The sequence below is a fragment of the Nitrospirillum amazonense genome, from assembly GCF_007828035.1.
GTDB lineage: Bacteria > Pseudomonadota > Alphaproteobacteria > Azospirillales > Azospirillaceae > Nitrospirillum > Nitrospirillum amazonense.
The window spans coordinates 374584-399378 of record NZ_VITV01000005.1; the positions used below are offsets into that span (position 1 = coordinate 374584).

The window sequence follows — 24795 nt, forward strand, 5'->3', positions numbered from 1 at the left end:
AACCGTGCGCTGCGGGGCGGGCCGCGGTGACGTGATTTACCAGGTGCCGGTGTTGGACATGGAGACCCAGGGCTCCTGCGGGGGCAGGGCGTCGCCGGCCTGCAGCAGCTCGATGGAGATCTGGTCGGGGGAGCGGACGAAGGCCATGTGACCGTCACGCGGTGGGCGGTTGATGGTGACGCCCGCGTCCATCAGCCGCTGGCAGGTGGCATAGATGTCGTCCACGGCGAAGGCCAGGTGGCCGAAGTTGCGGCCGCCGGTGTAGACCTCAGGATCCCAGTTCCAGGTCAGCTCCACCTCCGACTCCGGCGAGCCCGGGGCCGCCAGGTAGACCAGGGTGAAGCGGCCCTTCTCGTAGTCGCGGCGGCGCACCAGTTCCAGCCCCAGCTTGTTGACGTAGAAGTCCAGCGAGGCGTCCAGGTCGGTGACGCGGACCATGGTGTGCAGGTATTTCATCGGCGGGGTTCCCGGGTGGCCATGTATGCGGAAGCCGACCTTAGGCCCTTGGCGCCAAAGACGAAAGCCCGCCGGTTTCCCGGCGGGCTTCCTGATGGGGTGGGGGCTGCCCCGCGCAGCGCAACCCCGGGGATGGGACGAGGCTCAGTGCCCGGCGTTGCGGATGCGCACCTGGCCGGAGCCGTGCTGGCTGATGGACTGGTTGGTGGCGACGCCGTCCATGGTGAAGTCGCCCGAGCCGGCGATATCCACCGACAGCGGGTCGGCCTTGCCGGCATGGATGGTGACGTTGCCGCTGCCGTGGATTTCGGCCGACACCGCGCCGTTGACCGAGGCCATGTCGACATTGCCGGAGCCGCTGATCTCCAGCGACACCTCGCCATTGGTCTTGCCGGTGCGCACCTTGCCGGAGCCCTTGATCTCCACCGAGACGGCCTTGGCGATGTCGCCCACGGTGATGTTGCCGCTGCCGGTCACGTCCAGGGCGGCGGACTGCACCCGCCCGACCGTCACGGAACCGGAATGAAGGTCTTCGATTGCCAGGTCGGCGTTCAGGTCGCCCGCGGTCAGGTCACCGACGAAATCGTCGATCGCCAGGCTGGTGCCGGCGGGCATGGTGACGCTGACCTTCATGAAGTCGCGGTCGCTGTAATGCTCGTGGTGGCGGTGCTCCTGCTCCACCTTGGCCTTGTCGCCCTCGCTGTGGAAGGACAGGCGGTTGACCTGGTCGTCGTCGCCGGTGGCGGTGACGGTGATCTCCTTCGCGGAGGACGACACCGTGATCTCGACATTGGCCACCAGGCCTTCCAGCTCCAGCGTGCGGCCGTGCAGGGTCTGCGGGCCGATGGTGCCGGCGTAGGCCGGGGCCGAGGTGAAGGCGATGAGTGCCGCGGCCAAGGGGGCGGCAGCCAGCGGCGCAAGGGACAGGGTGGCCAAGCGGTGGGGGGTGCGGAACATGAGGCGGGGTCTCCCTGACGATAAGGCGGGAAGCGTCAGCCCCGGTGGTGTCAGGGGCGGAGCTTCCGGATCGGTCCGGCCCATCGTGCCGAGCCGGTTACGGCCTTCATCGCAAGGGATGTGCCAATTGCAAAATCCGCAGGAATCCTGAGGCGTCCCCGGGAGTATCCAACGTGAACGGCGATTTAATCGTCCTTCACGCCAGGTGGGTGGTGGATTCCGCCACTATTCCGGGGCGCCGGTCTTGCCGCTGATCAGGTCCACCCACTCCTGTTCCGTCAGGATGGTCAGGCCCAGCTCGCGGGCCTTGGTGGCCTTGGAGCCGGCGTCGGCGCCGACGACGACATAGTCGGTCTTGGCGCTGACGGAGCCGGCGACCTTGGCGCCCAGGCCCTCGGCTTTGGCCTTGGCCTCGCTGCGGCCCATGGTCTCCAGCGTGCCGGTGAAGACCACGGTCTTGCCCACGACCGGCGACCCGGTGGTGGTGGGCCGCTGGTAGGTTTCCACGGTGATCTGGGCCAGCAGGCGGTCCAGCAGGGCGCGGTTATGCTCCTCCCGGAAGAAAGCCATCATGTCGTCGGCCACGCCCACGCCGATCTGTTCGATGGCGCACAGCTCGGCATAGGCCTCACCCACCAGCTCAGGCTTGCGCTCGGTGGGTTGGGCGGCCCGCTCCTCCGCCGCCTTGATCATGGCGGCGCGCCAGTGATCCACCGTCAGGTAGTGACGGGCCAGCAGCTTGGCCGTGGCCTCGCCCACCTGGCGGATGCCCAGGGCGTAGATCAGGCGGTCCAGGCCGATGGTCCGGCGGGCCTCGATGGCGGCGAACAGCTTCTCCACCGACTTCTTGCCGAAGCCGGTCATGGTGACGATGCGGTCCAGCCGTTCGCTTTCGCGCTTTTCCAGGGTGAAGATGTCGGCCGGCTCGCGGATGCGCTCCTGGCTGTGGAACAGGCGCATGCGCTCGATGCCCAGGCCCTCGATGTCGAAGGCCAGGCGGCTGGTGAAGTGGATCAGGCGCTCCACCGCCTGGGCGGGGCAGATCAGGCCGCCGGTGCAGCGCCGCACCACGCCGTCCGGCTCGGCCACCGTTTCCTCGGGGGCGGACGCTTCCGCACCCTCAACGGCGGCACCATCATCCGGGGTGCCGCTTTCCACCGCCACCACTTCCGCCGCCGCGTCCGCCTTCTCGGCGGCGGAGCGCACGGCCAGGCTGCCGCAGGCGGGGCAGTGGGTGGGGAATTCGAAAGGATGGCTGTCGGCAGGGCGCAGGTTGGGCACGACGCCGACGATTTGGGGGATCACGTCGCCGGCGCGCTGGACGATGACGGTGTCGCCCACCCGCACGTCCTTGCGGCGGATTTCATCCTCGTTATGCAGGGTGGCGCGCGAGACGACGACGCCGCCCACGGTGATGGGCTCCAGCTCCGCCACCGGGGTCAGGGCACCGGTGCGTCCCACCTGGATGCTGATGGCCTTCAGCAGGGTTTGCGCCTTCTCCGCCGGATATTTGTGGGCGGTGGCCCAGCGCGGCGTGCGGGTGCGGAAACCCAGGCGTTCCTGCAGATCCAGCCGGTCCACCTTGTAGACCACGCCGTCGATGTCGAAGGGCAGGGTGGCGCGCTGGCCGCCGATCCAGCGGTAATAGTCCAGCAGCTCGTCGGCCGTGCGGCACAGGCGCGACGGCTCGCTGATGGTGAAGCCCAGGTCAGCCAGGCGCTGGCGGCTTTCCGACTGGGTGGCGCCCAGCGGCTCCGACAGCTCACCCCAGGTATAGGCGAAGAAGCGCAGGGGCCGGCCCGCCGTGATGCTGGCGTCCAGCTGGCGAAGGCTGCCGGCGGCGGCGTTGCGCGGGTTGGCGAAGACCTTCTCACCCTTCTCCGCCTGGGTCTTGTTCAGCGCCAGAAAGTCTTCGCGCCGCATATAGACCTCGCCCCGCACTTCCAGGACGGCCGGGACCCCTTTTCCGGAAACTGGCCCCGTCAGCGTGTTGGGGATGTCGTCGATGGTGCGGACGTTGGCGGTGACGTCCTCGCCCTCCGCCCCGTCGCCACGCGTGGCGGCCTGCACCAGCTGGCCGTCCTCATAGCGGATGGACAGGGACAGGCCGTCGATCTTGGGCTCGGCCACGAAATCCAGCGAGGCGGCTTCGTCCAGCACCAGAAAGCGGCGGATGCTGGCCACGAAGTCGGCGACGTCCTCATCCTCGAAGGCGTTGCCCAGCGATAGCATGGGCACCTTGTGCTTCACCTTGCCGAAGCCGGCGGCCGGGGCGGCCCCCACCGTGGCCGTGGGGCTGTGGGCGCCGGCCAGTTCGGGGAAGCGCTGCTCGATGGCCGCCAGTCGCCGTTCCAGGGTGTCGTAGTCGGCGTCGGAAATTTCCGGCGCGTCCTTCTGGTAATAGAGGGCGCGGTGGTGGCCGATCTCCGCCACCAGCTGGGCGTGTTCTGCCCGGGCATCCTCTGGGGTCAGGGCGTCGATGGCTTGCTTGGCGGCCATGGCAGTACTCGGGATGAAGGCGGAAGGGAACGGCGCCGGCTCAGCCGGCGGCCATCAGCTCGGACGCGGCGGCGCGGGCGGCGGCGGTGATCTCGGCACCCGACAGCATGCGGGCGATCTCTTCCCGCCGCTCCTCCGGTGACAGGATGACCACGTCGGTGGTGGTTTTGCCGGCGGCCACGCGCTTGCGCACGTTCAGGTGCTGCTGGCCGCGCGCCGCCACCTGCGGGCTGTGCGTCACCACCAGAACCTGCAGGCCGGCACCCAAACGGGCCAGGCGTTCACCCACGGCATTGGCCACGGCACCACCGATGCCGGTATCGACCTCGTCGAACACCAGGGTGGGTACGGTGCCCACCTGGGCCAGGATCACCTTCAGCGCCAACATGAAGCGGGCGAGTTCGCCGCCCGACGCGATCTTGGCCAGCGGGCCCGGGGGGGCGCCGGGGTTGGTGGCGACGGTGAAGGCCACGCGGTCGCTGCCGCCGGGGCCCCACTCGGCCTCTCCCACCGGCTCCACCGCGGTGACGAAGCGTGCCTTCTCCAACTTCAGGGGGGCCAGCTCTGCCATCACGGCCCGGTCCAGCTTGCCGGCCACCCGGCGCCGCTCCTCCGTCAGGGACGACGCGGCGGTGGCGTAGGCCTGCTTCGCCTCGGCGGCGTCCTTGGCCAGGCGGGTCAGCAGGTCGCCCTGGTCCTCGATCAGCGACAGGCGGCGGGCGAAGTCGGCGCGCAGGGTGGCAAGGCCGCTCACGCCGATGCCGTGCTTGCGGGCACAGGCGCGCAGGGCGAACAGCCGCTCTTCCAGCTTTTCCAGGCTGGCGCCGTCATGGTCCATGTCGCCGGCCATGACCTGAAGGGTGCGCGCGGCCTCCCCGATCTCGGCCGCCGCCTGGTCCAGGACCGCGATCAGCGGGTCCAGCTGGCCGGCGGCCTTGTCGGCCACGCGGGTCAGGTGGCGCAGGGCGTTGGCGATGGCGCGCTCGGCCCCGCGCTCGCCGGAGATGTCGCCGGCCGCACCCGTCAGCGCCTCAACCAGCTTTTCCCGATGCATCATGACGGCGCGCTTTTCCGCCAGCGCCTCTTCCTCGTTGTCCTTGGGATCCAGCGCATCCAGTTCGGACAGCGCGTGGCGGACGTATTCCTCTTCCTCGCGCGCGCGGGCGGCCTCGCGGTCCGCATCGGCGCGGGCCGCCTCCGCTGCCTGCCAGGCGCGGTAAAGGCCGGACACCTGCGCGCGCTTGGGCGCCAGACCGGCGTAGTCGTCCAGCAGGTCGCGGTGGGTCAGGGGGTTGAGCAGGCCATGGGTGTCGAACTGGCCGTGCACCTCCACCAGCGTCTCACCCACGCGGCGCAGCAGGGCCACGCCCACAGGCTGGTCATTGATGAAGGCGCGGGAGCGGCCATCGGCGGTGACGGTGCGGCGGAGGACCAGGGTGGTGTCGGCATCGAGGTCCTGCTCGCGCAGCAGGGCCAGGGCGGGATGGTCCGATCCTCCATTGGCTCCACGCGCGGCCAGATCGAACTCGGCCACCACCGTCGCCTGGTCGGCACCGTGGCGCACCAGGCCGCTGTCGCCCCGGCCGCCCAGGGTCAGGCCCAGCGCATCCAGCAGGATGGACTTGCCGGCGCCGGTCTCACCGGTCAGCACGCACAAGCCTTGGCCGAACGACAGGTTCAGCCGTTCGATCAGGACCACGTCACGGATCGAGAGGGACGCCAGCATGGCAACTCACCCGGTTTTGCGAGCCTTGGGGACGATACTTCCAGACGGCACTCTTTAGACGACAAGGGCCCCGGACTGGTCTGTCGCCGATCCGGAGCCCCGCTGTCGGGATATGATTTTTCTAGGACTTAATCGCCGAAAAGCCAACCCAAGAAGCCACGGTCCTTGCTTTCCTGGCGGGGCTTCTCGCCCTTGTCGTCGGCCTTCTGGTCGGTCGTCTTCTGGTCTGGCGCCTTCAGATCGGCCGGCTTGGCATCCGGCTTGTCCACAGCCGGTGCCGTCTGGCCCTCGGGGGCCGCGACCGGTGCGCCGGCGCGGGGGCCGGCCGCTGGGGTGGCCGCCGGCATGTCGGCGGGCTGGGCCGTCAGGTTGACCGGGATGACGCGCGGCTTGGGCAGGTCCTTCACCAGGTCGTAGGTGTTCTGGTACCAGTCGCTGCCCGGGTAGTTGTAGCCCAGCACGGCGGCGGCCTTGCGCGCCTCATCCAGCATGCCCAGCGACAGGTAGACCTCCACCAGGCGGTGCAGGGCCTCCGGCACATGGCTGGTGCTCTGGTACTGATCCACCACCTGGCGGAAGCGCTTCATGGCGGCCAGGTTCAGGCCCACGCTCTGGTAATAGCGGCCGATGTCCATCTCCTTACCCGCCAGATGGTCACGGGTCAGGTCAATCTTCAGCTTGGCGTCGCGGGCATAGGGGCTGGTGGGGAAGCGGCGGATGACCTCTTCCAGGGCCTTCAGCGACTGCACGGTCGGCGTCTGGTCGCGCCGCACGTCGGAGATCTGCTCATAATAGCAGAGGCCCTTCAGGTAATAGGCGTAGGCGACGTTGGGGTTGCCGGGGTGCAGGCTGATGAAGCGGTCCAGCGAGCCGATGGCCTCTTCATACTTGTTGGCCTGGTAATAGGCGTAGGCGGCCATCAGCTCGGCGCGCATGGCCCAGGTGGAATAGGGGTGCTGCTGTTCCACGGCGCCGAACAGCAGGGCCGCCTTCTGGTATTCGCCGCGATCGATGGCGTTGCCCGCCTCGGAGTAGATCTGCTCCACCGGGCGTTCGATGTAGGGGGCCTCCTTCTCATCGCTGGAGCAAGCCGCAACCGCGAGCAGCGCCAGGGGGGCGGCGAGCGGGACCAGGCGGCGGAGGCGACGGGGCGACAAGGCAATGCGAGGGAAGGACAAGGGCATCTTCTCGGAGCGGAATAGGCGGCGGGATGCGCGACGGCGTGTTATAGCACGGGTCAACCGCCCGTCGCCAAGCGGCACATTGTCGGCCTGACAGCGAAATTTCTCAAAAACCGGGCCCGCCGGGAACCTCGGCCACCAGCGCGCTCATCCTACGCGGGTGTATAGGATGGAGGCCGGCAGGGCATTTTTGCATCGACACGCGACCGCGTTCGGGGGTGGATGTACGGCAGGGCAACCGCTAGATACTTTATTAAGTCGCCTTTCCAGGACACTCTTCCACCGCCATGCCCGACAAGACGGCCAAGCCCAGCATCACGGAATTCAACTTCGCGCATCCGGCGTTGTGCCTGCCCAATTCCTTTTTCACGCTCAGCCATGGCGAGCCGGTGCTGCAGATCGACCTGGGCGACGCCCGGGGCGCCATTCCCCTGCGGCAGGTGGCGCAGATGTTCTCCATCTCTCCGGAAAGCGGCGACGGCCAGCTCCTAGGCATGGTCGCGCAGAGCCTGCGTTTCGTGCGCATCATCCATAACGGGGACCGCATCCCATCGGAAATCGTGGACGGAACGGCCTCCTGGACCATCGAGTCCCGCCACCGCGACCTGGCTTTCATCAAGATCGGCGGGTCGCTGCTGAAGGCCATCGCCGGCGCCCGCGCCGATGCCACGGCCGCCCTGGATGAGAGCGAGGAGGCCAAGCGCCGCATGCGCGAGCAGGCGGCCGAGATCGCCGCTCTGGTCGGCGTGGCCGTCGAACGCAAGCAGGAGGTGGTGGACAGGGTGGAGGTGCTGGCCAACGAGTTGGCCTTCCTGGAGGCGCTGCGGGAGTATTTCAAACCGGTGTTCGACATCGGCCGCAAGCTGCGCGAGATGCAGAAGCTGGCGCGCGGCGATCGCGAGCTGGACCACCAGCTGCGCCGCATCCAGTCGTTGTTGAAGGTGCCGGTGGAAAAGTATCGCGCCTGGTTCGATGAGGTGGAGGCCGGCACGGGCGAGGCCGTGGCGGCGCTGAAGCAGTTCGAGGGCACGGTCGCCATGCTGCGCCGGCATAGGGACAACCTGCACTTCGAAACCCTGGCCTGGGAAGACCTTCCCCAGCGCTGGAAGGCCCTGGACCCAGCGAAGGACGAGGCGATGCTTGAGATCGGCCGCCTCTACCGCTTCCTAGCGTCCCGCTACCTCGACACCAAGGTGTGGTTCGGCGGCTGACGGGGCTGTCGATAGTGGTCCGCTGTCCGGCGATGGACGGTTCCATCTGTCCGCAAACGGACAGTGGGCGATTTCGGACGCTGAAATGGTAGTCATATTCGCCAAATGTGGCGAATGCGGCCAATTAGTGGCGCCGTCTGGTCAACGACCCATAAACCCTTAACCAAGAACGACGGAATCCCGCGGCTTTCGGCGGTTGGCACACCCCTTGCTGATAAGGCAGGCATTAACCCACCACGCTCCGATGGAGATCAAGATGTCGTCCTTCAATGCCGCGCCCCGCACCGCTTCCTTCCGTTTCTTCAAGTATCTGCCCAGCACCGAGATGGTCGAGACCGTCGCCATGCTGGCCGTGGCGCTGGTGATCAGCGTCAGCGTGAACACGATGCTTTGATCCAGACACATTGAACGAAGATAGGGATACGCAATCATGAGCACCCGGACCGTCAGCGCCCCGAACAGCAACGTCACCAGCTTCGCCGACCGCCTGAGCGCCGTCTTGCCGCGCGCTGCCGCCGTGGTCGAAACCGCTGGCATGCTGGCCGTCGCCGCCGTCATCGCGCTGTGCATCAACGCCATGCTGTAAACGTCCCCAGGGATATCCGCGCCGCTCCTGTGCGTCATAAAGGGAGCGGCGCTGGCCGGATCGCCGGCACAACCGAAAAGGCCTTCTTCCCGGATGGGGAAGAGGGCCTTTCGCTTTTGGGGTCGCGGGTGGGGAGGGTCGGAATGAGTGTCCGGAAATGGACAGTGTTCGGAGGCGCACAGGGTGGCGTCGCGTATTTTGGCAATAAATTGCAAATGCGGCTACTTAATGGCGGCGCCACTGTTAATGGTGGATGAGTTTCAGTTTAAATTATTGAAATATATGGATTCATATGTGTTGGCACGCCCTTTGCTCTTATGGGGACATCGCCAAACGCCGATCCTGATGGAGATGACAATGACCGCCTACGCCACCGCCAGCCGCACCGCTTCTTTCCGCTTTTTCAAGGGCTTGCCCAGCATTGATGCTATCGAGACCGTCGCCATGACGGCTGTGGCCCTGCTGATCGCCGCCAGCATCAACGCCATGCTCTAAGCTGGCACCATCCAAACGCCGCCGCCTGACCAGCGGCCGTCCATAAGAGAAGGGGATAGCAATCATGACCACCGTTACCGCCAGCCGGCCCGCCACTCGCCGCACCGCCACCGCCGGCCTGATGACCCGCCTGACCAGCCTGGTCGAGGCCGCCGGCATGCTGGCCGTCGCCGGTGCCATGGCCCTGTGCATCAACGCCATGCTATGACATCGCTGATCGGAGCGCGCCCCGTCGTGGTGGGCGCGCCGGCCGGGGGTCCGGCGCAATCGAAAAGGCCTTCTTTCCATACGGGAAGAGGGCCTTTCGCTTTTGGGACATTACCTATCCGGGCCGCCGTAGTGAGCTTCTTCAAAAATCCAGATGCCCCGGTCCTCGCTCTCCATCATCAGGGCGTAGGCGGCATGCGCATCTGTGGCTGGGGGAATATCGACGATGTATCCGCGCCCACCGAACTCGCCTTCAAAGGTGCAGCCCAGCGCCTGGATGGCTTGCCAATGACGCAGGAAGTCCTGAATCGTCGTCTCCTTGGCCAGGCGAATGCGATAGGTGGAATGGCCCTGGCGGGCATGGACGCGCCGGAATAGCAGCAGGCCATCCTCCGGGTGAGCGACGACGATGTCCTGATAGCTCAGGCCATAGGCGCTGCCCGGTGAGTTCTCTAGGACGTAGAGATCGCCACCCAAAGGCGTGGCCCAGACATGCTCCATGGCACCGCCGTGCCAGTCGGTCGGGTCGGTGGGAATGGTGAGCTTGATCATGGAGCGCTTGGTATTCATCACGGCGGTTCCCGCGCGGCCTTCGGATCAGACAGCTTACCCGTGACAGCGCTCGGCACCCCCGCCTTAAACCGTACGTCAGTGGACAGGTGGATGATGTACGCAAACGGACAGTGTTCACCGTCGCACAGTATAGAATGGCTCATTTCAACACTAAATCGTCATTGCGGCCAAATTCTGGCGGTGTGATGGCGAAGCGGTGGTGCGTGAAGGCCCGCACCCCAGGATTTCCGCCATTTTGATGAGTTGGCACGGCCCTTGCTCTTATAGGGACATCACCGACCAACGATCCTGATGGAGAGAGAAATGACCGCCTTCGCCGCTTCCAGCCGCACCGCTTCCTTCCGCTTTTTCAAGGTGTTGCCCGACACCGCCGCCGTCGAGGGCGTGGCCATGATGGCTGTGGCCCTGCTGATCGCCGCCAGCATCAACGCCATGCTGTAAACCGAACCCAAACCTCACGCGCTTCTCATCAAACGACCATCGCCCGACCAGCGATCATCATTCAGAAGGGGATTAAGATCATGACCACCGTCACCGCCACCGAGACCGCCGTCACCACCGGTTTTGCCGCCCGCCTGTCCGCCTTCGTCGAGGCCGCCGGCATGCTGTCCGTCGCCGCCGTCATGGCCCTGTGCATCAACGCCATGCTGTGAGGCGCCAATACTGTCCAGACCCGACGGCCGGGATTCCCGGCCGGAAACGGAAAAGGCCTTCTTCCCGGATGGGGAAGAAGGCCTTTTCGTTTGAGGCTCAGTGATTGGTGTTTGTTTGGTTTTTGGTGCTTGTTGGCCGGACGGACGGCGGCGTGATTCGTCTATTCGAGTATCAGGTATTCAAGTATCAGGCGGTGGCCAGCAGCGGCTGCTCCCAAGCCGGGACGAAGGCGGCGTCCATTTCCTCGACAATCTCGTAGGCGGAGGCGTCGGCGAACAGAGCGCGCAGCAGCTTGTTGTTCAGGGCGTGGCCGGACCGGATGCCGGAATAATGGCCGACGATGGCGTAGCCCGCCATGTACAGGTCGCCCACGGCGTCCAGGATCTTGTGGCGTACGAATTCGTCATCGAAGCGCAGGCCGCCCTCGTTCAGGACGCGGTCACCGTCGATGACGATGGCGTTGTCCATGGAGCCGCCCCGGGCCAGGCCGGCGCGGCGCAGCATGTCCACCTCCTGCAGGAAGCCGAACGTGCGGGCCTCGGCCACCTCATCCTTGAAGCTGTCGGCTTCCAGGCGGACGAAGCCTTCCTGACGGCGGACGGCGGCGCTGGCAAAGTCGATCTCGAACGCGAAGCTGGAGCCCGAGGCCGGGGTCAGAGTGGCGACCTTCTCGCCCTCCACCACCGACACGGGGCGCAGCACGCGGATGATGCGGCGCGCGGCCTCCTGCTGGATGATGCCGGCGCACTCGATGAGGAAGACGAAGGGGGCGGCGCTGCCGTCCATGATGGGAACCTCGGCCCCGTCCAGGTCGATGAACAGGTTGTCGATGCCGCAGCCGCGCAGGGCCGACATGACATGCTCAACCGTGCCCACCGTGGCGCCGGTGGCGTTGGCGACCACCGTGCACAGGCGGGTGTCCACCACCGCGTCCCAACGGGCCGGCACGGCCGCCTGGGCTTCGGTGGCACCACCGCGCAACAGATCCACCCGACGGAAGACGATGCCGGTGTTCACCGGCGCCGGGCGCATCGTCATGGCAACGGGCAGGCCGGAATGCAGACCGACACCGGTGCAGTTGATGGGGGCCTTCAGCGTCTGCTGGCGGGCGGCGGTGGTGGGTTCACGATCGGCGTACACGGTTCCAACTTCCTTATTCGGCCGTGATACGGTCGGGCTGGGGCCTTTCCTGCATCACGTGCGCCCCAGGGTTATATCCACCGGGGACTTTGCGTTCGGACGGGGGCGGCGGGCGGGGCGGTCCAACCGTGACCACCTCAATCGCGATGTGCGGGTCCTGCCATCCACGTCCGGCGACCGGTCCGGCTATCGGTCGATTAATCGACCCTGCCGCCTTGCCGCCTTGGGCTGTGGCGCTGGTTCCGGGTGTTTAACCGCGTGTTGCGGTGCATCCAAAGCCGAACGTCACGCTGCCTAAGTAACAACGTGGGCGCCAGGCTTCAAATCACTCTTTGTTACCGAATGTTACGTGAGGCTATGCGTATCTATTTGAGCACAAATGCAATTTTGCCTTCTTTTCGCCGCAAATGAAAAGGGCCGCCTTCCTGCGGAAAGCGGCCCTTCACATGATGCAATGCAGTGACGTCAGTCACACGCGTGCCGGCAATTCGACACCGTCAGTTGGCCTGCCGGCGCAGGAACGCCGGGATGTCCAGCGAGCTGTCCTCGCCCGGCGCGCGGCCCAGGCCGGGCTCCTGATGCACGGCCGGTTGCTGGCGGGGGGCCGCCTGCGGGGCCGGGGCGTGCTGCTGCGCCGGTTGCGGGTGCTGGACTTGCGGCGCGTGCTGCTGCGGGGCGTAGTGCGCGGCGGGGGCGGGCTGACGCGGCGCCGGCTGCGGGTGCTGGACCTGCGGGGCCGGGGCCGGCTCATCACCGCCGAAACCGAACATGCGCTGGAAGATACCCTTCTTGCGCGGCTCCGCCTGCGGCGGGGTGTAGCGCTCGGGGTTGGGCGCGCCCAGGCGCGGACCGGCGTCGGCGGGACGCGGCGGGATGAAGCCGCCACCGCTGCGCTCGCCGCGCAGGGCGCCCGGAGCGGGGGCGCGCATCGGCACCTCAGTCCGGGGGGTCGGCTGCTCGGCCACAGGCTCCGGCGCCACCTCGACGGCCGGGGCCGCCGCTACGGGGGCGGGGGCCGGCTCGGCCGCCGGGGTGAAGGGCGCCGGGGCGGGAACGGCCATCTGCGGCGCGGGCTGCGCCGCCGCCGGGGCCGCAAGCGGGGCGGTCATGGCGGCCGAAACCGCCGGAGCGGCGGCCGTCGGCGCCACCGGCGCCGGGGTCAGGGCGGCGTGGTAGCTGGCGCCGGCCGGGCGGACGGGCGTGCTGACCGAGGGCGTGGCCGCCGGGGCCGGCGCACGGCGCACGGCGCTGGTGCTGACAACCGACAACTGCGGGGCAGCCGGCTGCTGGCGCGGCTGCTGGCCGGCCAGGGTCTCGATGCCGGTCGCCACCACGGAGACGCGCATCTTACCGTCCAGCTGGGCGTCGAAGGTGGAGCCGAAGATGATGTTGGCGTCGGGGTCGACCTCGTCGCGGATGCGGTTGGCCGCTTCGTCCACCTCGAACAGGGTCATGTCATAGCCGCCGGTGATGTTGATCAGGACACCGCGGGCGCCCTTCATCGACACGTCGTCCAGCAGCGGGTTGCTGATGGCGGCCTCGGCGGCCTCCACGGCCCGGCGCTCGCCGGTGGCCTCGCCCGTGCCCATCATGGCCTTGCCCATCTCCGTCATCACGGTGCGGATGTCGGCGAAGTCCAGGTTGATCAGGCCAGGCATGACCATCAGGTCGGTCACGCCGCGCACGCCGGAGTGCAGCACGTCGTCGGCCATTTTGAAGGCGTCGGCGAACGTGGTCTTCTCATTCGCCACCCGGAACAGGTTCTGGTTGGGAATGATGATCAGCGTATCGACATAGCCGGCCAGCTCGTTGATGCCCTGCTCCGCGATGCGCATGCGGTGCGCACCTTCGAAATGGAAGGGCTTGGTCACCACGCCCACCGTCAGGATGCCCTGTTCCCGCGCGGCGCGCGCGATCACCGGGGCGGCACCCGTGCCCGTGCCACCGCCCATGCCGGCGGTGATGAAGCACATGTTGGTGCCTTCCAGGTAGGAGAGGATCTCCTCCAGCTGTTCCTCGGCGGCGGCACGGCCCACGTCGGGGCGCGAACCGGCGCCCAGACCGCGGGTGATGGTGCTGCCCAGCTGAAGGCGCTTGGTGGCCTCGCTGCCGGTCAACGCCTGCGCGTCGGTGTTGGCGACCACGAACTCCACCCCTTCCAGGTTGGAGCGGATCATGTTGTTGACGGCGTTGCCGCCGGCGCCGCCGACACCGAACACGGTGATGCGCGGGCGGGTCAGCACTTCCACCGGCGGAATGGTGACTTTGATGGTCATGGCGTTGTCCCCTCTGCGGAGCGTCCGGAATACGGTGCGGTTAGGTCTTGGGTCGGGTTCGTCGGTCTTCGGCCGGGACATCGCGTTCGCAATGGCGGTGGCCTGAATCTCTTGAGGGCGGTTGCCGGGGTCATAAATTGTCCCTCAGCCAGTTGCCCATGCGGCCCAGCCAGCCGCCGCCGCTGGGCTCCATCAAGGGCGCCAGGGCCGGGGCCTCGGCATGTTGCTGGACGGCGTAGGCCAGCAGGCCCGCGGCGGCGGAGAAGGCGGGACCGCCCACGGATTCCGCCAGACCGCCGATGCGCAAGGGGCGGCCGAGGCGCACCTGCTTGTCCAGCACCTGCTGGGCCAGCTCGCGCATGCCGGGCAGCTGGCTGGCGCCACCGGTCAAGACGACGCGACGGCCGGCCAGCTTGGCGAAGCCCGAGGCGTCCAGGCGCCCGCGCACGAACTCGAACACCTCTTCCAGCCGGGGCTGGATGATGCCGACCAGCAGGGACTTCGGCACGTGGTGGGCCTGGGCCCGGTCCTCCTCCCCGATCTGCGGCACGTCGATGATCTCACGCTCGTCCGATGGGGCGGGCAGGGCGCTGCCGTACAGGGTCTTCAACCGCTCGGCATGGGCCAGCGGCGTGGTCAGGCCGCGGGCGATGTCGCTGGTGACGTGGCTGCCGCCGATGGGCACGCTGTCGGTCCACACCATCTTGCCGTCGAAGAAGACGGAGATGCTGGTGGTGCCACCGCCCATGTCGATCAGGGTGACGCCCAGGTCCATCTCATCCTCGACCAGGCAGGACAGGCCCGCGGCGAAGGGGGACATGACGAAGCCTTCCACGCCCAGGTGGCAGCGGCCGACGCAGGAATTCAGGTTGCGCACCGGGCCGGCGGCGGCCGTCACCACATGCAGGCGCACGCCCAGCCGCTCCCCCACCATGCCGCGCGGGTCGCGGATGCCGCTGGACCCGTCCACCGTGTAGCCCACGGGGATGGAATGGATCAGCTCCGCATCCGCCGAGACGTTCAGGTTGCGGGCATGGGCCAGGGCGCGGCGCAGGTCGTGGTCGGTGATCTCGGAACCGGAGATGCCCGTTTCCACCGTTAGGGTCTGGCTTTCCGGCTGCCCGCCGGACAGGCCCACCAGCACCTCGCGAATCTGTTCGCCGGCCATGGTCTCGGCCGCGTGCACGGCTGTGCCGATGGCGGTCTCCGCCGCCTCCATGTCCACGATGGCGCCGGCGCGCACGCCGCGCGACACCTGGTGGCCGATGCCGACCACGCGGATGGAACCGGGCTCCTCCACCCGGGCGATGAAGCACACGACCTTGCTGCTGCCCACGTCGAGGGCGGCGATGGTGCCCCCGCGCGCCACGCGCTTGGGCTTGGACCGGCCGGTTACGGTGAATGCCATGGTCTGGTCCGCCTCAGTTCTTTTTCGCCGCCGCCTGGCGCTTCTTGTCCGCGGCCTTCGCCGCCGCTTTGGCCGCGATCGCGGCGGGCGAGGATTGGACAACAAGCCGGTCCGGCACGCGCAGGTCGATGGCGACCACGTCGCGCTCCAAAATCTTGTCTGATGCCTCAAGCGCGGCCAGCTGGTGCAGGGCCGCCTCGTAGTTCACTTCCGGCAGACGCACTTCCAGGCCGCCCTTCAGGTGCAGATCCCAGCGGCGGGCGCCCACCAGCACGGCGGCGTCGACGCGGGACTGGATGGTGGGCTCGGACGCCAGCGCCGCCAGCAGGGCGCGACCCTGCTTGGGGGCACCCTCGCCCACTAGGATGGGCAGGTTAGGAAAGTGGTCCAGGTTATGGTCGGTCAGCACCGTGCCCTCGGCATCCACCAGGGCCAGCTTCTGCTCGTGCTGCCAGATGGCCATGGGCTGGCGTTCCGTCAGCACGACGAACAGGGTGTCGGGCAGGCGCCGCTCGATGCGGGCGCTGGCGATCCAGGGGATCTGCTCCAGCTGCTTGCGCGCCGCGTGCGGGTCGAAGCCCAGGATGGGCGATCCGCGCTCCACCCCAAGGGCGGCCAGCACCTGGGCGCCGTCGGTCTCCTTGCGGCCCTTGACCAGCACCTCCTGCACGCGCAGCCCGCCGCGCGCGGTCACGTCCAGGAAGGCGGCGTCCACCGCGTTGCCGGCCGCGGCCAGCTTGCCGCTGGCCCATCCCCAAAGCACAAGGCCGCCGACCAGGGCCAGCGGCACGATGACGGTGGCCCGGCGGCCCAGGAACTGCTGCCAGCGCGGTACGGCGCGGCGGCGGTTGGCGGCCTGGGCGGCCTTCTGCGTCGTCCGCCGCGTCTCGTATGCGATGCGGCTGCGCGGGCTGTCGCCCTCGGGGAACAAGCCGGGGCTGGAGGGATGCGTCACCCGTGGCATGCCGCGTGCTCCACAATCCAGCCGCACAGGTCGGCGTAGCTGAGGCCAACGTAGGCCGCCTGTTCCGGCAGCAGCGACAGGGGCGTGAAGCCCGGCTGGGTGTTGGTCTCCAGGAAGCACAGCCCGGTGACGCCGGGCTTGCTGTCGTTCCAGCGGAAGTCGCTGCGGCTGACGCCGCTGCAGCCCAGGGTCTGGTGGGCCAGAAGGGCCAGGCGCTTGGCTTCTTCCGCCACCTCTGCCGGGATCTGGGCCGGGCAGACGTGGACGGCGTGGCCCTCGGTGTATTTGGCCGTGTAATCGAAGAACTCGGTGCTGGCCACGATCTCGGTCACGGTCAAGGCGCGGTCGCCCACCACGCCCACGGTCAGCTCGCGGCCGGGGATGAACTTCTCCACCATCACGGTGTCGCCATAGACCCAGTGCTCCGCCTCGATGGCGGGGCCGTTGTGGCCCGCGCGCACGATGCGCACGCCGACGCTGGAGCCTTCATCCACCGGCTTGATGACGTAGGGCGGTTCCATGACATGGCCGGCCAGGACATCCTCGCGGGTGGCGATCACGTCCTGGGCGAGGGGCATGCCCACCGTGCCCAGCACGCGCTTGGTCATGGCCTTGTCCATGGCAACGGCGGAGGCCATGACGCCGGAATGGGTGTAGGGCACGCCCAGATATTCCAGCACGCCCTGGATCATCCCGTCCTCGCCGCCCCGGCCGTGCAGGGCGTTGAAAATGACGTCGGGCTTGGGCGTCAGCGCGGCCAGCAGGCTGGCCAGGTCGCGCTGCACATCCACGGCGCGCACGATATAACCCTTGGATTCCAAGGCGGTGACGATGGACGCGCCGCTGACAAGCGACACCTCGCGCTCGGCAGACCACCCGCCCATCAGGACGGTGACATGCTTAGGCTGGTGACCACTCATCAAACGGCTCCCTATCGGCTGAGGCGGTTCAGCCAGGCGACACAATCCCTAGAGGATAGCCCACCTTTGCAGAACCGCTGGGAAACGCAACATTTTGTGAGTTTCTTGGCGCCTCTTTTTGAAAACCGCTAGCTATAGCGTTGAAATGTCCAGGCCGGTGCAACCGGGGTATAACTACCCGTAGTCCTTCCCTATGTCCTCCGGACGGGTCGAAAATCGACTCGGCCTTCGGCGATTACCGCACCCGCTCAGGACTGATTCGCGGGCGCCTCAACCCTTGTCCAAAGGCACCCCGATGCGGCGTATTTCCCAGCGCAGGGTGATGCCCGACGTCTCCAGAACGCGGCGGCGCACTTCCTCGCCCAGGGCCTCGATATCGGCCGCGGTGGCGTCGCCCAGGTTCAGCATGAAATTGGCGTGCTTTTCCGACATCTGGGCGCCGCCGACCACCAGGCCGCGGCACCCGGCCTTGTCCACCAGGGCCCAGGCCTTCTCGCCGGCTGGGTTGGCGAAGGTGGAGCCGCCGGTGCGGGCGCGCACGGGCTGGCTGGCGGCCCGGGCGGCCGCGATCTCGTCCATGCGGGCCTGGATGGCGGCCCTGTCGCCGGCCGTCCCGCGCAGGGCGGCGGCGGTGAAGATCACGTCCTCGGGCACGCCGCAGTGACGGTAGGTCAGGTGCAGGTCGTCGCGGCTGTAGACGTGGCGGTGACCCTGGCGGTCGATGCCCACCGCCGTCTCGATCACGTCCACCGTCTCCCCGCCATAGGCGCCGCCGTTCATGCGGATGGCGCCGCCGATGGTGCCCGGGATGCCGGACAGGAACTCCAGCCCCGCCAGGCCGGCGGCCTGCGCCGTCTGCGCCACGGTCAGGTCCAGGGCGCCAGCGCCGGCGTGGACCAGATCACCCTCGACGGAGACCTGGGCGAAGCTGCCGCCCAGGCGGATGACCACGCCGCGCACGCCGCCGTCGCGGACCAGCAGGTTGCTGGCGACACCGATGACGGTGACCGGCACGTCGGCCGGGCAGGCGGCCAGGAATTGGGCCAGGTCGTCCTCGTCCGCCGGGCGGAACAGCACGTCGGCCGGGCCGCCCACGCGGAACCAGGTCAAGGGGCCCAGCGGGGCGTCGGGCGTCAGGCGGCCACGCACGGACGGCAGGCGGCGCAGCAGGGCGGTGCCCCGGCTGAGCTCTCCTTCATCCATGGTGCGCCGTTCCGTCATCATGTCAGTCCTGGCTCCCCCCGTTGCGCGAACCGGGGATGGCGGTGCCGAACAGGCGGTCCAACTCCGCCGGCAGGGCGTTGGCCCAGGTGGTGATGCTGCCGGCGCCCAGGCAGACCACCAGGTCGCCCGGCCGCGCCATGTCGCGGATCATGGACGGCAGCGCCTCGGGCGAGGGCAGGGGCAGGGCGTGGCGGTGGCCGTGGGTGCGCAGGCCGTCGACCAGCGCCTCCTTGGCGACGCCGGGGATGGGCGTCTCACCGGCGGCATAGACGTCGGCGACGATGACGGCGTCGGCGTCGTTGAAGCAGGTGCAGAATTCCTCGAACAGGCTCTGCAGCCGGGTATAGCGGTGCGGCTGGACCACCGCGATGGTGCGGCCGTTGCCGGCGGTGCGGGCGGCACTCAGCACCGCCGCGATCTCCACCGGGTGATGGCCGTAATCGTCGATGACGACGATGCCGTTGCTCTCGCCCGTCTTGGTGAAGCGGCGCTTCACGCCGCTGAATTTGGCCAGGCTCTGGCGGATGCTGTCGTCGTTGATGCCCATGTTCAGGGCGACGGCGATGGCGGCCAGCGAGTTTTGCACGTTATGCAGCCCGTACATGGGCAGGTGCAGGCCGGTGATGGTCCGCTCCTCCCCCGCTACGCGGTCGGAGACGACGACGTCATAGAAGGCGCCCTGCACGGTGGTCTGCAGGTTGGTGGCGCGCAGGTCGGCCTGGGGGTTGAAGCCATAGGTGACGATGCGGCGATCCACCCGGCTGATCAGGGCCTGTACCTCGGGATGGTCGATGCACAGTGCCGCGAAGCCGTAGAACGGGATGTTCTGCACGAACTGGTCGAAGGCCTCACGCGCCTTGTCGAAGGTGCCGTAGAAATCCAGATGCTCGGGATCGATGTTGGTGACGACGGCGATGGTGGAGGGCAGCTTGGTGAAGGTGCCGTCGCTCTCATCCGCCTCGACCACCATCCAGTCGCCGGAGCCCAGCTTGGCGTTGGTGCCGAGCGCGTTGATGATGCCGCCGTTGATGATGGTGGGATCGAAGCCGGCGCCGTCCAGCAGGGCCGACACCAGCGAGGTGGTGGTGGTCTTCCCGTGCGTGCCGGCGATGGCCACCGACCATTTCAGGCGCATCAGTTCCGCCAGCATCTCGGCGCGCCGCACCACGGGGATCAAGGCCGCGCGGGCGGCCATGACCTCGGGGTTGTCGCGCTTCACGGCGGAGGAGATGCAGACGACGGCGGCGTCGCCCAAATTCTCCGCCCGCTGGCCGATGGATACGGGAATGCCCAGGTCGCGCAGGCGCTTGACGTTGTAGTTATCGGCCAGGTCGCTGCCCTGGACGGAATAGCCCAGGTTATGCAGCACCTCGGCGATGCCGGACATGCCGATGCCGCCGATGCCCACGAAATGAATGGTGCCGATGGACAGGGGCATCGCCCTCATTGGCCGTCTCCGCTGCGATAGGGGGAATGCGCGCGGGTCCAGCCCGCGGCGGCGGGACCATAGGCGAAGGGCGGCACCCTGGGGAAGCCTGTCATATGAGGGGTGCTCATGCGGCGGCCCTCCCGCCCTGGGTGACGTCCAGCACCGCGTCGGCCAGGCGCTCGGCCGCATCCGGAATGGCGAAGGAGCGGGAACCGGCGGCCGCCAGGACCAGGGGCGCCGGGTCGTCCAGGAAGGCGGCCAGGCGCTGGGCCAGCGCCTCGGCCGTGAATTGGGCGTGCGGCATCAGCCAGGCGCCGCCGGCCTCGACCAAGGCCTTGGCGTTGGCGGTCTGGTGATCGTCCATGGCCTGAGGGTAGGGCACCAGGATGGCGGGACGGCCGGCAACGGCCAATTCCGCCACCGTTCCGGCACCGGAACGACAAATGGCCAGGTGGCAGGCATCCAGCCGGCCGGCCATATCGCGGAAGAAGGGGGCTAACTCCACGTCAACGCCCAGGCCGGCGTACCCCTCCCGCGCCTGCTCCATGGTCTCCGGCCGGGCCTGCTGCTTGATGCTCAGGCGCAGGCGATGCTCCGGGGACAGGCGGGCGACGGCGGCGGGCAGGATGGTGCTGAAGACGGAGGCGCCCTGGCTGCCCCCCGTCACCAGGACGGACAGGGTCCCGGTAGGGGCGGTGTAGGGCCGGCCGGCCAGGTCCAGGATGGCCGGGCGTACGGGGTTGCCGGTACGCACGCTGGCCACGTGGCGGGGCAGGCCGCTGACCTGCGGGAAGGAGGTGGCGATCAGCCGCGCGCCGCCGGCCAGCATCTTGTTGGCCCGCCCCATCACGGCGTTCTGCTCATGCAGCACGACGGGGATGCCCAGGCGCTGGGCCGCGAACACGGTGGGGACGGAGGGGTAGCCGCCGAAACCCACCACGGCGGCGGGCTTCAAATCCTTCAGAATGCGGCGGGCCTGCATCGTGCCGGCCAATAGGGACAGGGCCGTGCGCGCCTTGGACACCAGTCCCCGGCCCGGCGTGCCGGCGCTGACCCGGTGCACCGGGATGTCCGACAGCCCCTCGCCGAAGGCATGGCCGCGCGTGTCGGTCACCAGCACGACGGGCAGGCCCCGGGCGCGCAGGGTGCGGGCCAGCGCCTCCGCCGGGAACAGGTGGCCGCCGGTGCCGCCGGCCGCCAGGACGATCGGGCCCATCGGGGAAGCGGTCACGGCAGGTCCCCCTGGCCGAAGCGCTTGCGGGTGAGGGCCAGCAGCATGCCGACGCCGATGCCCAGCGCGATCAGGGAGGATCCGCCATAGCTGATGAAGGGCAGGGTCATGCCCTTGGTCGGCATCATGTGCAGGCTGGAGGCCATGTTGATGCAGGCCTGCAGGCCGAACTGCATGGCCAGGCCGGCCGAGCCCAGCATGACGAACAGGCTCTGCTCGCCATAGGCCCGGGCGAAGCTGCGCATCACCACCACGCCGAACAGCAGCACGATGAACAGGCACCACAGCATGCCCAGTTCCTCCCCCGCCACGGCGAAGATGAAGTCGGCATGGGCGTCGGGGATGGTCATCTTGACGGTGCCCTGTCCGGGGCCGGTACCCCACAGGCCGCCGTGCTGGAAGGCGTCCAGCGCGCGCTGGACCTGGTAGTTGTCGCCGGCGGCGGGATCCAGGAAGCGATTCACACGGCTCTGCACGTGCGGGAACAGGAAGTAGGCGCCCACCAGGCCGGACAGGCCGCAGACCACCAGCACCGCCACCAGCAGGATGGGCAGGCCGGCGATGAAGAACTGGCCGAACCACACGGCGCTGACCACGAAGGTCATGCCCAGGTCGGGCTGCATCAGCAGCAGGGCCACGATCATCAGGTAGAAGACGATGCAGACGCCGAAATAGACCACGTTGTTGGTGTGCCGGGCCTGGGCGAACAGCCAGGCGGCGACCACGGCGAAGGCGGGCTTGATGAATTCCGAGGGCTGGACCGACAGTCCGGGCAGGTGGATCCAGCGCGTGGCGCCCTTGATCTGCACGCCCGACACCAGGGTCAGGGCCACACCCACCAGCGACAGCAGGAACATGATCATGGCCATGCGCCGCACACCCTTGGGCGACAGCAGCGACACGCCCACCATGACGATCAGGGTGGGGATCAGCATCATCACGTGATGCTGGATGAAGTGGAAGTTATCCAGGCCGATGCGCTCCGCCACCGGCGGGCTGGCGGCCTGGATCAGCACCACGCCGATGGTGGCGATGAGGAAGACGGTGGCCAGGGTCCAGCGGTCGACGGTCCACCACCAGCGGCCGATGACGGATTGGTCGGTACGCGACAGCGTGATCATGGCGTCCCGTCCTTTCCGGTTTCCAACTGGCCTGCCAACTGGCGCACGATGCGGACGAAGGCGTCGCCCCGCACCTCGAAATTGGGATACTGGTCAAAGCTGGCGCAGGCGGGCGACAGCAGCACCGTGCCCCCGGCTCCATTCGCTTTCATGGCTTCCCTGGCCATGGCGTAGGCGGCGGGCACGGCCTGGTCCAGCGTGCCGTAGCGGCCATAGCTGACCTTGCCCTCCAGCCAGGGCGCGAATGCCTCGGTCGCCTCACCAATCAGGAAGGCGTGGCGCACCCGGCCCATGAAGGGTTCCAGGCCGCTGAGCCCGCCCTCCTTGGCCTTGCCGCCGACGATCCAGTACATGTCCTCGTAACAGCCCAGGGCCTTGGACGCGGCGTCGGCGTTGGTGGCCTTGCTGTCGTTGACGAAGCGGATGCCATCGAGGGTGGCGATGGTCTGCTGGCGGTGGACCAGGCCGGGGAAAGTGCGCATCGCCTCGGCGATCACATCCGGCGCCACGCCCACGGCGCGGGTGGCGGCGTAGGCGGCGCAGGCGTTCTGCCAGTTGTGGCGGCCGGGCAAGGCGGCGCACTGGCGGAGGTCCACGACGCTCAGCGCCTGGCCCCCGGTGTCGTCCACCAGCACGCCCCAGGCGGCATGAACGCCGCCTGGGACCGGGCGTTCCGACGAGATCCGTACGACCTTGCGGCCGCCCTCGGCCTCTAGGCTGTCGGCCATGGCGGCGGTGTTGGGTTCATCCACGCCGAGGATGGCGACGGCCGGGGGCTTGGACAGGTCGCGGGCGCCCGCCTGGAAGATCAGGCGCTTGGCGGCGATGTAGCCGTCCATGCCGCCGTGGCGGTCCAGGTGGTCGGGCGTGATGTTCAGCAGCACGGCGGCGTCGAAGCCCAGGGAGGGCGTCAGCTCCAGCTGATAGCTGGACATCTCCAGCACATAGACGTCGCCCGCAACGAGTGCCGGGAAGGTCAGGACGGGGATGCCCAGGTTGCCGCCCACGGCCAGGGTGCGGCCGGCATAGGCCAGGATGTGGCCGGTCAGGGCGGTGGTGGTGGACTTGCCGTTGGTGCCGGTGATGCCGACGTAGGCCGCATCCGGCTGGGCCAGGCGCAGCAGTTCCACATCGCCGATGATGGGCACGCCGGCGGCCTTGGCGCGGGCCGCCACCGGATGTGGTGCCGGGAAGGTGTGGGGGATCCCAGGCGACAGCACCAGGGCGGCGACACCCGAAAGATCCGCCTCATGCAGGTTGGTCAGGGGGATGCCGGCGGCCTCCGCCGCCTTCTGGCCCCCGACCCCATCGTCCCAGGCCAGCACGTCGGCTCCGCTGGCGGCCAGCACGCGCGCCGCCGCCAGGCCGGAACGCGCCAAGCCCATCACCGCCACGCGGCGGCCTTTGAAGGAAGGGAGGAGGATGGGCTGGGACATGGGCGGGGCTTAACGCAGCTTCAGGGTGGACAGGCCGGCCAGGGCCAGGATGACGGCGATGATCCAGAAGCGGATGACGACGGTCGGCTCGGACCAGCCTTTCTTTTCGAAGTGGTGGTGCAGCGGCGCCATGCGGAACACCCGCTTGCCCGTCATCTTGAAGCTGGCGACCTGCACGATGACCGACACGGTTTCCAGCACGAACAGGCCGCCGATGATGGCCAGCACCAGCTCATGCTTGGTGATGACGGCGACGGTGCCGAGCGCGCCGCCCATGGCCAGCGAGCCCGTGTCGCCCATGAACACCATGGCCGGCGGCGCGTTGAACCACAGGAAACCCAGGCCGGCACCCACCAGGGCGCCGCAGAACACCGCCAGTTCACCCGTGCCGGGAACGTGATGGATCTGCAGGTAGTTGGCGAAGACGGCGTTGCCCGACAGGTAGGCGATCAGGCCGAAGCTGGCGGCGGCGATCATGATGGGCACGATGGCCAGGCCATCCAGGCCGTCCGTCAGGTTGACGGAGTGGCTGGAGCCGACGATGACGAACACCGCCCAGGGGCCGAACAGGAAGCCCAGGGGGATCAGCACGTCCTTGAGGAAGGGCACGGCCAGGCTGGTATCCAGCGGGCTCTGCGCCACATGCAGGTACCAGGCGGTGGCGACACCGGAGACCGCGATCATGGCCACCATCTTGCCCCGGCCGGACAGGCCTTTGGTGTTGCGCTTGGTCAGCTTCAGGAAGTCGTCGCCGAAGCCGACCAGGCCGAAGCCCACCGTCACCAGCAGCACGATCCAGGTGTAGGCGTTGGTCACATCCACCCACAGAACGGTGGAGATCAGGACCGAGATCATGATCATCAGGCCGCCCATGGTGGGCGTGCCCTTCTTCTTCAGGTGCGTCTCCGGCCCGTCGGTGCGGATGGGCTGCCCCGACCCCTGCATGGACTTCAGCCAGCGGATGACGCCAGGGCCGATGACGAAGCTGATGATCAGTGCCGTCAGCATGGCCCCGCCCGTCCGGAACGTGATGTACCGGAACAGGTTGAAAAGCTGGAAGTCGTCGGCCAGCGGGAACAGCAGATTGAACAACATGGGGCG

Annotated in this window: 24 protein-coding genes; 7 read left to right on the top strand and 17 right to left on the bottom strand. The window is 68.1% G+C overall.

Annotation, left to right across the window (positions count from 1 at the left end; all coding sequences use genetic code 11):
• Positions 1-36 precede the first annotated feature (36 nt).
• From FBZ87_RS16805 to FBZ87_RS16825, 5 genes are all read right to left on the bottom strand, one after another.
• Positions 37-456: a VOC family protein gene (locus FBZ87_RS16805; RefSeq protein ID WP_145611472.1), complete on the bottom strand. Its 420-nt coding sequence runs from the start codon at positions 454-456 to the stop codon at positions 37-39.
• A gap of 144 nt (positions 457-600) precedes the next feature.
• Positions 601-1413 carry a GIN domain-containing protein gene (locus tag FBZ87_RS16810; protein ID WP_186454804.1) on the bottom strand — a complete coding sequence of 271 codons (813 nt, stop codon included), beginning with the start codon at positions 1411-1413 and terminating at the stop codon, positions 601-603.
• A gap of 225 nt (positions 1414-1638) precedes the next feature.
• Positions 1639-3912, bottom strand: coding sequence for an NAD-dependent DNA ligase LigA (ligA, locus tag FBZ87_RS16815; RefSeq protein WP_145611475.1), 2274 nt, complete (start codon positions 3910-3912; stop codon positions 1639-1641).
• Positions 3913-3952: 40 nt separating this feature from the next.
• Positions 3953-5638, bottom strand: coding sequence for a DNA repair protein RecN (recN, locus tag FBZ87_RS16820; RefSeq protein WP_145611477.1), 1686 nt, complete (start codon positions 5636-5638; stop codon positions 3953-3955).
• Between the two features lie 128 nt (positions 5639-5766).
• Positions 5767-6816, bottom strand: coding sequence for an outer membrane protein assembly factor BamD (locus tag FBZ87_RS16825; protein ID WP_425465732.1), 1050 nt, complete (start codon positions 6814-6816; stop codon positions 5767-5769).
• Between the two features lie 290 nt (positions 6817-7106).
• Here FBZ87_RS16825 and FBZ87_RS16830 point away from each other — a divergent pair, with 290 nt between their 5' ends.
• The 5 genes from FBZ87_RS16830 (at position 7107) to FBZ87_RS29275 (ending at position 9319) form a co-directional block, all read left to right on the top strand.
• A complete protein-coding gene (locus tag FBZ87_RS16830) occupies positions 7107-8030 on the top strand; it encodes a hypothetical protein (RefSeq protein WP_145611481.1) in 924 nt (307 codons plus the stop codon).
• Positions 8031-8286: 256 nt separating this feature from the next.
• Positions 8287-8424: a hypothetical protein gene (locus FBZ87_RS29265; RefSeq protein WP_157999494.1), complete on the top strand. Its 138-nt coding sequence runs from the start codon at positions 8287-8289 to the stop codon at positions 8422-8424.
• Positions 8425-8460: 36 nt separating this feature from the next.
• A complete protein-coding gene (locus tag FBZ87_RS29270) occupies positions 8461-8616 on the top strand; it encodes a hypothetical protein (RefSeq protein WP_186454805.1) in 156 nt (51 codons plus the stop codon).
• A 183-nt stretch (positions 8617-8799) separates the two neighbouring features.
• Positions 8800-9111 (top strand): hypothetical protein, encoded by a 312-nt coding sequence (locus FBZ87_RS16835; protein WP_145611483.1) that lies wholly within the window; start codon positions 8800-8802, stop codon positions 9109-9111.
• 64 nt (positions 9112-9175) lie between these two features.
• Positions 9176-9319, top strand: a complete 144-nt coding sequence (locus FBZ87_RS29275) for a hypothetical protein (RefSeq protein ID WP_186454806.1) — start codon at positions 9176-9178, stop codon at positions 9317-9319.
• A 110-nt stretch (positions 9320-9429) separates the two neighbouring features.
• On the opposite strand, the gene FBZ87_RS16840 is transcribed toward FBZ87_RS29275, so the two are convergent.
• Positions 9430-9888, bottom strand: a complete 459-nt coding sequence (locus FBZ87_RS16840; protein WP_145611485.1) for a DUF4265 domain-containing protein — start codon at positions 9886-9888, stop codon at positions 9430-9432.
• Between the two features lie 306 nt (positions 9889-10194).
• On the opposite strand from FBZ87_RS16840, the gene FBZ87_RS29280 reads away from it, so the two are divergent.
• Complete coding sequence (locus tag FBZ87_RS29280; RefSeq protein WP_186291146.1) at positions 10195-10332, top strand: hypothetical protein; 138 nt, start codon at positions 10195-10197, stop codon at positions 10330-10332.
• Between the two features lie 80 nt (positions 10333-10412).
• Entirely contained in the window at positions 10413-10544 is a 132-nt protein-coding gene (locus FBZ87_RS30080) for a hypothetical protein (protein WP_276328575.1), read from the top strand.
• Positions 10545-10731: 187 nt separating this feature from the next.
• On the opposite strand, the gene lpxC is transcribed toward FBZ87_RS30080, so the two are convergent.
• The 11 genes from lpxC to mraY form a co-directional block, all read right to left on the bottom strand.
• Positions 10732-11685 carry a UDP-3-O-acyl-N-acetylglucosamine deacetylase gene (lpxC, locus tag FBZ87_RS16845; protein ID WP_145611487.1) on the bottom strand — a complete coding sequence of 318 codons (954 nt, stop codon included), beginning with the start codon at positions 11683-11685 and terminating at the stop codon, positions 10732-10734.
• Between the two features lie 497 nt (positions 11686-12182).
• Complete coding sequence (gene ftsZ, locus FBZ87_RS16850; protein ID WP_145611489.1) at positions 12183-13961, bottom strand: cell division protein FtsZ; 1779 nt, start codon at positions 13959-13961, stop codon at positions 12183-12185.
• Between the two features lie 130 nt (positions 13962-14091).
• Entirely contained in the window at positions 14092-15369 is a 1278-nt protein-coding gene (ftsA, locus tag FBZ87_RS16855; RefSeq protein ID WP_145611491.1) for a cell division protein FtsA, read from the bottom strand.
• 13 nt (positions 15370-15382) lie between these two features.
• Complete coding sequence (locus tag FBZ87_RS16860; RefSeq protein ID WP_145611493.1) at positions 15383-16333, bottom strand: cell division protein FtsQ/DivIB; 951 nt, start codon at positions 16331-16333, stop codon at positions 15383-15385.
• Complete coding sequence (locus FBZ87_RS16865; RefSeq protein ID WP_145611495.1) at positions 16321-17253, bottom strand: D-alanine--D-alanine ligase; 933 nt, start codon at positions 17251-17253, stop codon at positions 16321-16323. The genes FBZ87_RS16860 and FBZ87_RS16865 overlap by 13 nt, the downstream gene beginning before the upstream one ends.
• Before the next feature lie 270 nt (positions 17254-17523).
• Positions 17524-18477, bottom strand: coding sequence for a UDP-N-acetylmuramate dehydrogenase (gene murB, locus FBZ87_RS16870; protein ID WP_342780918.1), 954 nt, complete (start codon positions 18475-18477; stop codon positions 17524-17526).
• Position 18478: 1 nt separating this feature from the next.
• A complete protein-coding gene (gene murC, locus FBZ87_RS16875; RefSeq protein WP_145611497.1) occupies positions 18479-19924 on the bottom strand; it encodes a UDP-N-acetylmuramate--L-alanine ligase in 1446 nt (481 codons plus the stop codon).
• Between the two features lie 106 nt (positions 19925-20030).
• A complete protein-coding gene (murG, locus tag FBZ87_RS16880; RefSeq protein ID WP_145611759.1) occupies positions 20031-21122 on the bottom strand; it encodes an undecaprenyldiphospho-muramoylpentapeptide beta-N-acetylglucosaminyltransferase in 1092 nt (363 codons plus the stop codon).
• Between the two features lie 11 nt (positions 21123-21133).
• Complete coding sequence (locus tag FBZ87_RS16885; protein ID WP_145611499.1) at positions 21134-22258, bottom strand: FtsW/RodA/SpoVE family cell cycle protein; 1125 nt, start codon at positions 22256-22258, stop codon at positions 21134-21136.
• Positions 22255-23694, bottom strand: a complete 1440-nt coding sequence (gene murD / locus FBZ87_RS16890; protein ID WP_145611501.1) for a UDP-N-acetylmuramoyl-L-alanine--D-glutamate ligase — start codon at positions 23692-23694, stop codon at positions 22255-22257. The genes FBZ87_RS16885 and murD overlap by 4 nt, the downstream gene beginning before the upstream one ends.
• A 9-nt stretch (positions 23695-23703) precedes the next feature.
• Entirely contained in the window at positions 23704-24786 is a 1083-nt protein-coding gene (gene mraY / locus FBZ87_RS16895) for a phospho-N-acetylmuramoyl-pentapeptide-transferase (RefSeq protein ID WP_411861186.1), read from the bottom strand.
• Positions 24787-24795 lie beyond the last annotated feature (9 nt).